The following is an 11,359-nucleotide window of genomic DNA, read 5'->3' on the forward strand; positions in this document are numbered from 1 at the left end:
AGAAGGTGCTCGTGGCCGGCGTCGTTGTAAGGGCGGTGCCGCGGAGTTCGTTATCGCAAGGGTCGCCCGCAGACATGAGCGGTGCAGCGATGCGATGGGTGGCGTCTGAGTCCTGGAAATTCGGGATTGACGGAAATGTTGACGAAACCGTCCGCCAGCAGCTGCTGTTTAACCGATACGCGGCGATGACCGCACAGCCGGGCGACTGAGTCCGAGTCGGACACCGAGGTTGACCACTGATACATCGGCACCTGGAAACTTGGCTCTGTTCACAGACGCAGATATCCACTGCCGAGGCAGCGTCGCTCCGGCGACAGCGATGTCAGTGCGGAGCTGTCGGCCATCAGTGAGACGATCACGATTGCGCCAGACATGCGCCAGGGTTTGGACCCCGCGGCGATACCCCGCCGGAGGCTGAACTCCGCCTATAGGCTTAGGCGCTCGACTGAGGTAGGGGGACACCATGGCACTGACCACCTCGCTGGCGGGTCGAGTCCGGAACACAAGCCTGCCCAAGAGTCACGCCCTGCTACCGCTCCTTGAGGCGATAGTGAACAGCATCCAGTCGATCGACGCACGGCCCAAAGACCCAAACCGTCCAGGGCGGGTCGACGTGAAGGTGCACCGCGACGCCCAGGCGGAGTTTGACTTCGGCGCCGCGGGTCCCGGTCGTGCTCCCATGAAGCCGATCGTCGGATTCACCGTGAAGGACGACGGCGTGGGATTCACGTCGGCGAACCTCTCCTCGTTCGAGACCCTGGACAGCGACTATAAGTCAGACCTCGGCTGCCGTGGCGTGGGACGGCTCCTCTGGCTCAAAGCATTCGACAGGGTATCGGTGCGCAGCACGTACGAGGACGAAACCGGCACACTCCGGGGTCGCCAGTTCAGGTTCTCGATCGACCGCGAGGTTGAGGACGACGGCGATACGGACGGGTTCACACAGCCCGGAGCTGAAGTGCACCTCGATGGGTTCAAGAAGACGTTTCAGCAGTACGCGCCGAAGGGTGTCGATGCCATTGCGCGTGAGGTGCTCGAACACTGCATCTGGTACTTCCTCCGGCCCGGAGGCGCGCCCGTGGTGGTGGTCGCGGACGACGACGAGGCGGTGTCCCTGGCCGACCTGATGGACGAGTTCGTGGACTCAAAGATGTCGTCGTCAACAATCGAGGTCGAGGGGCAACGGTTCGACATGCTGAACCTGCGCCTCAAGCCTTCCGCGCGCACCTCCGTCCCTCGCCTCCACTGGTGCGCGGCGAGCCGTGTCGTCATCGAAGAGAACTTGAACGGGAAGGTCCCAGGGCTTCATGGCAGGCTCAAGGACGGGGAGTCCGGTGAGTTCGTCTACGCGTGTTACCTGACGTCGGGCTACCTCGACGAACGCGTTCGGTCCGACCGGACGGCGTTCGATATCGCCGACCGTATTGAGGGCGACCAGCTCGGCGACGACCTCGCGCTGGACGACATCCGGGCTGCCGTGCTCCAGGAAATCGGGAACATGCTGAAGGAGCCGCTTGATTCAGCCCGCACACAAGGCAAGCAGCGGGTCCACGACTTCGTGAGCACACGCGCCCCGCGGTACCGGCCGGTGCTGGCCAGGATCGAGGAGCGCGGCATTACGGTCGACCCCTCGGTGAAGGATCAGGACCTCGAGCTCCAGCTCCATGGGCATCTACAGAAGATCGAGGCGGAAGCGTTCGTGCAGGGCCAGCAGATCTCCGCAGAGGCCGATTCCGAGCCGGCGGAGGATTACGCGGAACGTCTTGCTGCGTACCTCAGCACCGTCAGCGAGATCAATCAATCTGACCTGGCCGCATACGTGTCACGCCGCCGGACGGTACTGGATCTACTCGCGCGTCTGATCCGGGCGGACACGGACGGGAAATACAGCCGCGAAGACGCAATCCATTCACTGATCATCCCGATGCGAACGGAGTCCAACGACATCGCCACCGACGCGTCCAACCTGTGGATCATCGACGAGCGACTTGCCTTCCACGACTACCTCGCCTCTGATAAGACGCTCAAGAGCATGCCGATCACTGGGGACGAGTCCACCAAAGAGCCCGACATCCTCGCGACGCGGCTCGTCGACTCACCTGTACTCGCAGCTGAAGGAGAGAGACTGCCCCTGCCGTCGATCGTTGTGGTCGAGATCAAGCGCCCCATGCGCAAGGACGCCACCGAGGACAAGAACCCGATACAGCAGTGCCTCGACTACGTGAAGAGGGTTCGCGCCGGTGGTGTACTAACGGCGACCGGGAGGCCGATCCCGCCGACTCAGGACCCGCCGGCGTTCTGCTACATCGTCGCGGACCTGACGGACAAGATGATCGAGCGGTGCGAGGTCTCCAACCTGCGGCCGACCCATGACGGCCTCGGATACTTCGGCTTCAACGACAACGCCAAGGCCTACATCGAAGTCATGAGCTTCGACGGGCTGGTCAATGCGGCGACCGAGCGGAACCGCGCCTTCTTCGACAAGCTGGGCCTACCCTCGAGTTGACGACCCTGTAGCCCACGGTCGGGCGGCACCAGCTCTCACAGGCCATCTCCAACGATCCGTCAAACAGACGGATTCGGATGTGTCGTCGGACTCCAAGGACGGCGACACACCATCGCGTCGGTTAACTGGCCGCCGCGAACTTCTCTTGGCGGGCGTTCAGTTGGCGTCGAGTGCGGCATGGGCGCGTTGAAAAGACGGCTCGGGGGATTAGGTGGGCACTCACGCGAACTCGATCGAACCGCAACTAAACATCACCGCGGCATCGAAATCATTGATCCGGCCAATCATTGCTCGGGGTACCGGGACGCGAGCTCCTCAGCCCACTTCCAGGCGTAGCTCTTGTTCTTGCGGAAGCGAACCTTGTTGGCTACCTTTGGTATCCGCGAGATCAACTCCGAGGCTTCAAGATCCCTGATCGGGTCTTGAATGCTGCTCAGATACTCAAATCCCAGTTCGTCAGCGAGCTCGGAGAGGGCGAATTCTTTCCCGCCGCGGGCAATTCCCACCATCACCGACAGACGATGGGCCTGGCCGAACAACACGCGCGACAACTGCCGCAATTCGTTGCTTTCAGCCAGTGACACGGTTAGATCGTAACTGCAGCAATAACTACGCGTGACGCGTAACGCGTAGTAACTTTGAGCGCATGGACCAGCCGCTTCTGACCCCGAATGCGGTCGTACTGGTTGCGGTCGACGCCCTGCGGCGACACGCCGAACAGGTCGGCGCTGAATTACGCCGAGATTCATGGATTCGTCAAGCACTCATCGAGGAAGTGCTGCAGGCGCTTCCCTCCGGCCTTGCTCAACGGGCGTTACGCCGGTTAAAGCCTGACAGTCGCGGGGTAACCGAATCAGCCGCCGATGCCGTCTTCGACGACTTGACGCTGAACGGCTGGCTCGTCCCGAGAGGCGTGAGCCCTCAAGCAACGTGGGAAATCGACAGGAGCCGGCGGGATGAAATCGATGGATTGTCGGCGGCGCTCACCGAGTCAGAGCGGCGAGCAGTGGAGCGAGCAGCTCAGCGGACGATGGCCCTATCTGTCGCCTGGTCGAACAAGCTACGGGCACGGGATGAATCAAGAGCTTCGACATCGAGGTCGGCCAAGCCATAGCGGCGCCATCCATTGCCGCTGTTGATCTGCGTCGATAGACGGAATCCGCCCTTGCGTCGCTGAACGGCCTCAACGCGGACGCGGCGGCCGCGGTGGTGGCGGAACGGCGCTTCCCATCGAAGCGTGTCGGTCTCCGCCCAGTCGATGACACGGGCTCTAGACAGGGCATTGTCCATCTCGCTTGCAGTCTGAAAGCGTTGGCCGGGAACAGAATGCAAGGACTTGTTCAGGATTCGACGCAGTGATCGCGATGCCCAGATGGGGTGGCTACGCTCGGCCATCGACAGCGGAGAGACGCCTCGCAGCAGACGACGCACGACGTCAGACTTAGGGTACGCGTCATAGTCGAATCCGCCTTTGAGCAGCTCGAGCAGCACGAGCCCCATCGGATACAAGTCGCTTGCCCGGGTAAGAATGCCTGTTCCGACCAGTTCGGGCGGGCTGTACAGGGTGGGGATGTCCAGTGCCGGGGTGCGCCCGTCCTCGCCGATGCGGCCTGCGCAACCCAAGTCTCCTACCCTGGCGAGGAATTCGTCCTCGGTCAACAGGATGTTGGGGCTCTTTATGTCGCGGTGCAGGATGCCATGCACCTCGTGGAGGTGTCCCAACCCGCGCAATGCGGCTTGCACGATGCGTACTGTTTCCGTAGGGCCGAATCGCTCGCCGCGGATGAACGCGTCGGTCAGGCTGCCCCGTTTGTAGTACGGGGTGACGATCTCGATCACCCGCATCGGTTGCGGAAAGCCGTCTACAACCGGCGCAGCGAGGATCGGCACCACGTGGTCGTGCCGAATCTGTCGCAGGATTGCTGGCTCCGGCAGCACGTCATCGAGATTTGAGAGGTCGACCCGCTTTCCGACCTGCTCGCACTGCAGATTCTCATCCCACCAGACGCGCACCGGGTTGGAGCCTTCGGGCAGCGTCTGCAGGCACTCGAAGGCCAAACGGAGTGGACGGGAACGCTCGAGGCTCGGGATGTTGGGTTCACTCGGCATCTGAGCAGGCGCCGTCACGTCGTGCCTCCGACCAATGTGTAGGCAGCGGCATACGCCTCAGCCAATCCTGTCGTCCAGAACCTCGGCCGTTGGTCGAAGCCCAGCACGGCGAAGTTGAATGTGCCGAGCGACTTCGGTGGGCAACTGACCGCCGTTCCAATCGTCTCCGTGGTCAGGGTTTCATAGCCGACATTCAGCTCAGCGGCCGCGAACATGACCGCGCAGATCGCTGTTACCCGGGCGTAGACCTGGTTGTACTGCAGATTCCTGAACGCGCGCGTATGGACGAGCCCCACCGCATCTACCCGTGCGGCCTGGAGTTCCTGTTCCACCCGCTTGGCGAGGTCGCGGAGACTCTGCGCTTCGGGCAAGTCTGCAGGCGTCAGCTTAGGAGTCGTAACGGGCACTGGCGTCGCCGGTCCTTCATCGGAGCGTTCCACGACGGCCAGCAGCAGCGTCCCTGCCTCGACGTTGAACCCCGCAGCCCGCACAGATCTATTGTCCATGCCGTCAACCGCTCCGTGGTGCCGACTGGCTAACGAAATGCCACCGTGTTCTGGTCACCGCTCGAGCGAGTAGATGCTGACACGCCACCCCGGCGGGCGCGATCATTCATCGGAAATTTTGATCACTGTCGCGGTAGACGCGACCGCCCTTACTACTAGGAGTCCGGCTTGAGCGGATTGCTTCGACGTGTACGTACGTCTCGCACGTGACGTGCACCTCACACTGCGGGCTCAGAGGATGAAGTGGGACTGCTTGTCCGACTTCTCCTGATCACCAAAGCGTCGGCCATTGTCGATCAACTCCATTCGCTGTGGTCCGCAGTCAGTCCGCAGTTGATTCGCATGCCGTCCGTGACACCCAACCCAACCAACACCGCTGACCTGCAGTTCCTCACGCTGCCCAACGACGTCAACTCAATCAAACTCGCTGGTGTCGTGGTTCGGGACGAAGAGGTCGTGGGTTCGAATCCCGCCACCCCGACTGCGAAAGTGCCGGCTCTAGATTCGCTGTGAGCCGAACGACTCATACCGAACATGCGTTTGACCGGTGCGGATGAGGGTATTGAGAAGGGCGTGACTTTACCGTCGACGCGAGTCGAACCTGCCCTTCCGAAGGCCGCCGGACCGCTGTCTGCAGCCGTCATCGATCTCCTGCAGCGCGGCCGTCCGTCGTTGCCGCTGCGTCCGATCGACGTGCCGATGTTCGACGCCGATCCGTACGGCCTCGACCTCCAACTCGCTCTGTACATCTGCTACGAGCTGCACTACCGCGGCTTCGCCGGCGTGAGCCCCCGCTGGGAGTGGAACCCCGCGCTGCTGCACCTGCGCGGCCGGTTCGAAGAGGCGTTCCTGGACGCGGTGCGCCAGGACGTCGGCGAGATCGGCGAGGGCGAGACCGCGGAAGCCGAGATGGACAAGCTGTCGATCGAACCGGTCGACGGCGAGGGCCCGTCATACTTCCTGCGCGACAAGGGCACCTGGGAGCAGATGCTCGAATACTTCGTGCACCGCTCGGTGTACCACCTCAAAGAGGGCGACCCGCACGCCTGGACCATCCCTCGCCTGGCCGGACACTCGAAAGCGGCGTTCGTCGCGGTCGAGTTCGACGAGTTCGGCGGTGGCCGTGGCGAACATGTGCACCAGCACCTGTACGCGCAGTTGATGGATGCGGCGGGTCTCGACTCGTCCTACCTCGGCTACCTCGACCACGTCTCCGCCGACGCGTTGGCGTCGGTGAACCTGATGTCGTTGTTCGGATTGCACCGCGAACTGCGCGGCGCGTCGATCGGGCATTTCGCTTCGACGGAGATCACGTCGTCACCCGGCTCGCGGCGGCTGGTGGAAGCGTTGCGCCGCATGGGCGCTCCCGATGCCTGCGTGGCGTTCTACCACGAACATGTGGTGGCCGATGCCGTCCACGAGCAGGTGGTCCGCACCGATGTCGTCGGCGATCTCGTCGCTAAGGAGCCGCAACTGGACCGCGATGTCGTGTTCGGCATGCGGGCGCTGGACATGGTCGAGGGACGCCTGGCCACGCACCTGATGAACTGCTGGACCGAGAACCGCTCGTCGCTACGCCGGCCGCTGAGCTGACGCGACTTTGTCGTCGGGCGCGTCGCCCTTCGTGGACACGTCGGCACGCTTGCGACGCCGGTGACTGGTGTCGCACAACGGATAGTCCTTGCTGCGCCGGCAAGTGCACACCGCGACCATGAACCGGTCCGATTCCACGACCTGGCCGTCGGGCATCTCGATGCGCACCGGCCCCTGCACCATCAGCGGGCCGTTCGGTACCACCCGCACGGTGCGCGGTTCGGCATCGCTCATGGCTTGTCCGCCCGGATCACCAGCAGTTCCTCTTCGCGGCGACCCGGTTCGAGGCGGCCGCACTCCTCGAGCCACAATGCCCGCGACGACAGCACCGGTCCGAATGGGATCCACTGCCGTGCAACGATTTCCGCGTCGAGACCGGCGCAAGCAAGTGCACCGAGCGTCTGTCGCGGATCGGCGAACTCCGACTGCACCAGCAGCAGGCTGCCTCCGTGGTCGAGAAGGTCGGGCACCGTCGCGCACAGCGGGTCGAGTACGAGCCGGCCATCGCATCCGGCATCCCATGCCCGAGGGGGTCCCACGTAGGCCGGGAGGGGTTCGCATTCGGCGCTCGGATCGTGCGGTACATACGGCGGATTGCAGACGACCAGGTCGAAGGGGCCGAATTCGACTGCCCGCGCCCATGATCCGAGGTGCACATCGACGTCGACTCCGGACGCCGTCGCGTTTGCCCGCGCACAGCGCACCGCGCGCTGGCAGATGTCGAAGGCGGTCACCGATGCGGCGCCCTGTTCGGCGGCCCCGATCGCGACGACACCACTTCCGGTGCACAAGTCGACCACGTGCCGGCCGCGCGCGAGCGTCATTTGGTCCATGACCTCGATGAGCAGCTGTGAGTCTTCCTGCGGCGCGTAGACGCCCTCATCCGCGACCAAAGGGCCACGGACATCGGTGTATGCGGTTGTCACGACGGCCTTTCGACAGGTTCTTCTGCTGCGCAATGCAGCACTGCGCGAAATTAATGCCCGCTATCGGGGCTGTTAAAACGTGGGCGCTCGTTTTGCTGCGCCCTCGCCGGGGCACTCGACTACCGTGCAAGCCTCTGATATCGCCTCGCTTCCCATCCGCCTCGGCGCCGCCCTTCGTGACCGGCGGCTGTTCCATCCCTCAGGGGTGATGGCCGAGGGCGTCCTCGAACGCATCGCGCCCGAGGGTGAAGGCCTTCCGATGAACTCCTGCGACGTCATTGCACGGGTCTCCAAGGGTGTCGGCCTGCCCGGCGCCGCTCCGGACGTCGCCGGTCTGGCATTCCGTATTCCGCCGCCGCCGGATCTGCGGGCATGCGGCCCGTGGGACGTGTTGTTGGCGTCGACGGTCTCCGGGACGCGGGTCGGGCTGGCCCCCGTCTTGTCGTGGTCCGGCGCGACCTTCTCCAGCCTGATGCCGCTTCGGTATCACGACGCCTTGTGGTGGATGCGTGCTCGCCTGGCCACCCGGGTCGACGCACCGGGCCTCTCGCTCGACGCCGTCGAAAAGCAGATCGACGCTACCGGGCTGACGTTCAACATCGACCAGGCTCCGGTGAAGGGCGGGTTCCGCCCGCTGGCCCGGTTGACCCTTCGCCACGTCGACCCGAGCTGTGACGACATCGCGTTCGACCCGGCCCTGCACAGCGATCCCGAGGTCGAGTTGGCCCCGCGCTGGCTCGGCGACTTCCGGCGTTCGGCGTACAAGCGCAGCAGGCAGGGCCGCGACGCCGAGTGATCAGGCCGTAGGCTCCCCGCCGGACTCCGCGACGTCCGGGGCGTTCTCGCGGGTCGCCATGCCGCCGTCGCCGCCCTCGTCCTTCGGCCCCGTGCGCTGCGCCTTGCGCTTGTCGCGCTCGTCGGCGTCGTCGTCGTCGTAGATGCCTTTTCCGGTCGGCATATCGGTCCCTTCTAGTTGGCTGCGGAACGCAGCTTGTCCAGCAGCGGCGCTGCGGCTTCCTTGAGGAACTGCTCTTGACCCTCGTCGCCGATCTGCACGAGCGCGATGTCGGTGAAGCCGGCTTCCCAGTACTTGCTGACGGCCTCGACGATCGCATCGAGATCGGGTCCGCAGGGGATGGATTCGGCCACGTCCTCGGGGCGCACGTATTGCGTTGCACCGTCGAAGCCGGCGGTGGTCGGAAGGTCCGAGTTGACCGCCCACCCACCGCTGAACCACCTGAACTGGTCGTGCGCCCGGCGCACCGCGGCGTCTTTGTCGGTGTCCCAGCAGACCGGGATCTGCCCGACGACGCGCACGTCACCGGGCACACCGGTGGCGCGCCTGGCCTCGTGCCACGCATCGACGAGATCCTTGTTCGGTTCGACGGCGATCAGGTGATCCGACAGCGGCGCGAACGTCTCGACCGACCGCTCACCCGAAACCGCGGTGGCGATCGCGACGGGCGTCTCAGGGAGGTCCCACAGGCGTGCGGAGTCGACCTCGAAGTACTCGCCCTTCCAGTCGACGAGGTCTCCGGTGAACAGCTCGCGGATGATTTGGATCGCTTCGCGCAACATCTCCTGGCGGCGCGCCACCGTCGGCCAGCGCTTGCCGACGACGTGCTCGTTGAGGTTCTCACCGCTGCCCAAACCCAGCGTGAAACGGCCGTCGGCGAGGATCTGAAGTGTCGCAGCCTTCTGCGCGACGATTGCCGGGTGGTAGCGCATCGTGGGGCAGGTGACGTAGGTGAACAGCTCGACACGCTCGGTGGCGTGGGCGACCGCGCCCAGCACCGACCACGCGTACGGCGCATGTCCCTGTGCGGACAGCCACGGGAAGTAGTGGTCGGAGGACACCTCGAAGTCGAAGCCCGCCTGTTCGGCCGAAACCGCGTAGCGGACAAGTTCTTTTGGCCCGCTCTGCTCTGTCAACAGGGTGTATCCGAACCGCGTCATGGGTGCGGGGTACCCGAGCCCCACCCCGCGAAAACGAGTGCCCGGCTCGCTACAGCCTGGCCTTCACCGCCGCCGAGAGCCGTGCACCGTCGGCCTTACCGGCCGCGATGGCGGTCGCGGCCTTCATCACCAGCCCCATCTGCTTGGTGCCGGGCCGCTCACCGATCTCCTCGGCGACCTGCGCGATCGCGGTGTCGGCGACGTCGGCCAGTTCGGCTTCGGTCAACGGAGTCGGCAGGTACTCGTCGATGACCTGCGCTTCGGCATGCTCGTTGGCGGCGAGTTCACCGCGCCCGTTCTGTGTGTAGATCTGGGCGGACTCGCCACGTTTCTTGGACTCTCTGGCTAGCACCTTGAGCACCTCGGCGTCGGTCAGCTCGCGCGACTCCTTGCCCGCGACCTCTTCTGTGGTGATGGCTGCGAGCAGCATCCGTAGCGTCGCGGTGCGCAGCTTGTCCTGCGATTTCATCGCCGCCGTCAGATCGCTTCGCAACCGTTCTTTGAGTTCGCCCATGAGCCAAAACTACGCTGCGCTCGACCGCCACGACCGCCCGACGACGTTGTCAATTCGCACCGTCCTCGACAGGATGGTGGCCATGAGCACCGACGCCGGCGGGTCCGGTTTTGCAGGCCCACCGCCGCCGGGCTATCCACCACCGGGGTATCCGCCGCCCGGTTATGCGCCGCCGCCGGGCTACGGCCCGCCGGGGTACGGACCTCCTCCGGGGTACGGACCGCCGCCGGGGTACGGCCCCGGCTATGGCCATCCGGGTTACGGGCCGCCCGTACTCAAGCCGGGTGTCATCCCCCTTCGCCCACTGACCCTGTCGGACATCTTCAACGGTGCGGTCGCTTATATCCGGGCGAATCCGAAAGCGACGCTCGGGTTGACGACCATCGTGGTGGTCGCCACCCAGCTGATCGCGCTGATCCTGTCCGTCGGCCCGCTCGCTGTCGGCGGGCAACTGATCCCCACCCTCAGCGGTGAGGAGGAGGTGTCGGCGGGCGTACTGGTGAGCACCATGCTGTCGAGCCTCGCCGGATCGGTCGCGACCGGGTTGGCCGCGATTCTGCTGAGCGGTCTGCTCACCGTCGTCGTGGGCAGGGCCGTCTTCGGCTCCGGGATCACCATCGGGCAAGCGTGGCAACGGCTTCGGGGCCGGCTGTGGGCGCTGATCGGCTTCTCCGTGCTGGAGGTCCTCGGCGCGATGCTGTTGATCACTGCCGTGGTCGGCATCATCTTCGGGATCGGGGCCGCGGCGGGTGGCGCGGCCGCGGTGCTCATCGGAATCCCCTTGGTCCTGGCCTTGATCGCGGCGTTGGTGTACCTGGGGACGATGCTCACGTTCACTCCGGTCATCATCGTTCTCGAGCGACTCGGCATCGTCGACGCGGTCAAGCGGTCGTTCGCCTTGATCAAACGGGACTTCTGGCGGGTGCTGGGTATTCGCCTGCTCGCCGTGATCGTCGCGCAACTCGTCGCCGGCGCCGTCGCGTTCCCGTTCAGTCTCGGCGGGCAGATAATCCTGATGGCGGCCACGACCACGACGGCCGCGCTGTTCGCCTTGGTCCTGGTGTCGGTCGGAGGCGCGATCGGCCAGATCATCACCGCACCCTTCAGCGCGGGTGTGGTGGCGCTGCAGTACACCGACGGCCGCATCCGCAGAGAGGCCTTCGACCTGGTGTTGCAGACCGGCGCCGGCTACGGTCCCACCGCCCCGTCCGACTCCACCGACCATCTGTGGCTGACCCGCCAGAACTGA

The 11,359-nt window shown here is 64.8% G+C and carries 13 protein-coding genes; 5 read left to right on the forward strand and 8 right to left on the reverse strand.

Annotated elements, in window-relative coordinates:
• Positions 1–463 precede the first annotated feature (463 nt).
• Positions 464–2,506, forward strand: coding sequence for an ATP-binding protein (locus CEX87_RS16665; protein ID WP_011562219.1), 2,043 nt, complete (start codon positions 464–466; stop codon positions 2,504–2,506).
• 284 nt (positions 2,507–2,790) lie between these two features.
• Here CEX87_RS16665 and CEX87_RS16670 read toward each other — a convergent pair whose 3' ends face one another.
• The 3 genes from CEX87_RS16670 to CEX87_RS16680 all read right to left on the reverse strand — a co-directional run bounded on the left by CEX87_RS16670 (position 2,791) and on the right by CEX87_RS16680 (position 5,106).
• Positions 2,791–3,090, reverse strand: a complete 300-nt coding sequence (locus tag CEX87_RS16670) for a hypothetical protein (protein ID WP_011768395.1) — start codon at positions 3,088–3,090, stop codon at positions 2,791–2,793.
• 436 nt (positions 3,091–3,526) lie between these two features.
• On the reverse strand, positions 3,527–4,633 hold the full coding sequence (locus tag CEX87_RS16675; protein ID WP_011562221.1) for a protein kinase domain-containing protein: 1,107 nt from the start codon (positions 4,631–4,633) through the stop codon (positions 3,527–3,529).
• Complete coding sequence (locus tag CEX87_RS16680; protein ID WP_233151411.1) at positions 4,630–5,106, reverse strand: hypothetical protein; 477 nt, start codon at positions 5,104–5,106, stop codon at positions 4,630–4,632. Before CEX87_RS16680 ends, CEX87_RS16675 begins: the two co-directional genes overlap by 4 nt.
• Positions 5,107–5,472: 366 nt before the next feature.
• On the opposite strand from CEX87_RS16680, the gene CEX87_RS27240 reads away from it, so the two are divergent.
• Both CEX87_RS27240 and CEX87_RS16690 read left to right on the forward strand, forming a co-directional pair.
• Positions 5,473–5,634: a hypothetical protein gene (locus CEX87_RS27240; protein ID WP_158220779.1), complete on the forward strand. Its 162-nt coding sequence runs from the start codon at positions 5,473–5,475 to the stop codon at positions 5,632–5,634.
• 60 nt (positions 5,635–5,694) lie between these two features.
• Positions 5,695–6,714 (forward strand): iron-containing redox enzyme family protein, encoded by a 1,020-nt coding sequence (locus CEX87_RS16690; protein WP_198957240.1) that lies wholly within the window; start codon positions 5,695–5,697, stop codon positions 6,712–6,714.
• On the opposite strand, the gene CEX87_RS16695 is transcribed toward CEX87_RS16690, so the two are convergent.
• Together CEX87_RS16695 and CEX87_RS16700 are read right to left on the reverse strand one after the other, a co-directional pair.
• Positions 6,694–6,948 (reverse strand): CDGSH iron-sulfur domain-containing protein, encoded by a 255-nt coding sequence (locus CEX87_RS16695; RefSeq protein WP_064419240.1) that lies wholly within the window; start codon positions 6,946–6,948, stop codon positions 6,694–6,696. The genes CEX87_RS16690 and CEX87_RS16695 overlap by 21 nt on opposite strands.
• Complete coding sequence (locus tag CEX87_RS16700; protein ID WP_064399341.1) at positions 6,945–7,640, reverse strand: HemK2/MTQ2 family protein methyltransferase; 696 nt, start codon at positions 7,638–7,640, stop codon at positions 6,945–6,947. The genes CEX87_RS16695 and CEX87_RS16700 overlap by 4 nt, the downstream gene beginning before the upstream one ends.
• A 124-nt stretch (positions 7,641–7,764) precedes the next feature.
• On the opposite strand from CEX87_RS16700, the gene CEX87_RS16705 reads away from it, so the two are divergent.
• The gene (locus tag CEX87_RS16705; RefSeq protein ID WP_064399342.1) at positions 7,765–8,436 is read left to right on the forward strand and encodes a hypothetical protein; all 672 of its coding nucleotides are present in this window, start codon (positions 7,765–7,767) and stop codon (positions 8,434–8,436) included.
• Here CEX87_RS16705 and CEX87_RS27385 read toward each other — a convergent pair whose 3' ends face one another.
• Genes CEX87_RS27385 through CEX87_RS16715 form a run of 3 tightly spaced genes read right to left on the reverse strand, consistent with a single transcriptional unit; the run spans position 8,437 to position 10,110 of the window.
• Entirely contained in the window at positions 8,437–8,598 is a 162-nt protein-coding gene (locus CEX87_RS27385) for a hypothetical protein (RefSeq protein ID WP_164674022.1), read from the reverse strand.
• 11 nt (positions 8,599–8,609) lie between these two features.
• Positions 8,610–9,596, reverse strand: coding sequence for an LLM class F420-dependent oxidoreductase (locus CEX87_RS16710; protein WP_064419239.1), 987 nt, complete (start codon positions 9,594–9,596; stop codon positions 8,610–8,612).
• A gap of 49 nt (positions 9,597–9,645) precedes the next feature.
• Positions 9,646–10,110, reverse strand: coding sequence for a GatB/YqeY domain-containing protein (locus CEX87_RS16715; protein WP_064399344.1), 465 nt, complete (start codon positions 10,108–10,110; stop codon positions 9,646–9,648).
• 82 nt (positions 10,111–10,192) lie between these two features.
• On the opposite strand from CEX87_RS16715, the gene CEX87_RS16720 reads away from it, so the two are divergent.
• Complete coding sequence (locus tag CEX87_RS16720; protein ID WP_174523490.1) at positions 10,193–11,359, forward strand: hypothetical protein; 1,167 nt, start codon at positions 10,193–10,195, stop codon at positions 11,357–11,359.

Origin of the sequence: Mycobacterium lehmannii (genome assembly GCF_002245535.1) — a bacterium.
Classification (GTDB): Bacteria; Actinomycetota; Actinomycetes; order Mycobacteriales; family Mycobacteriaceae; genus Mycobacterium; species Mycobacterium lehmannii.

Bases quoted from the DNA above. Each gene is read 5' to 3' on its own strand.
- CEX87_RS16665 (WP_011562219.1), top strand. From the start codon at position 464: ATGGCACTGACCACCTCGCTGGCGGGTCGAGTCCGGAACACAAGCCTG.
- CEX87_RS16720 (WP_174523490.1), top strand. From the start codon at position 10,193: ATGAGCACCGACGCCGGCGGGTCCGGTTTTGCAGGCCCACCGCCGCCG.
- CEX87_RS16710 (WP_064419239.1), bottom strand. From the start codon at position 9,596: ATGACGCGGTTCGGATACACCCTGTTGACAGAGCAGAGCGGGCCAAAA.
- CEX87_RS27385 (WP_164674022.1), bottom strand. From the start codon at position 8,598: ATGCCGACCGGAAAAGGCATCTACGACGACGACGACGCCGACGAGCGC.
- CEX87_RS16695 (WP_064419240.1), bottom strand. From the start codon at position 6,948: ATGAGCGATGCCGAACCGCGCACCGTGCGGGTGGTACCGAACGGCCCG.
- CEX87_RS16715 (WP_064399344.1), bottom strand. From the start codon at position 10,110: ATGGGCGAACTCAAAGAACGGTTGCGAAGCGATCTGACGGCGGCGATG.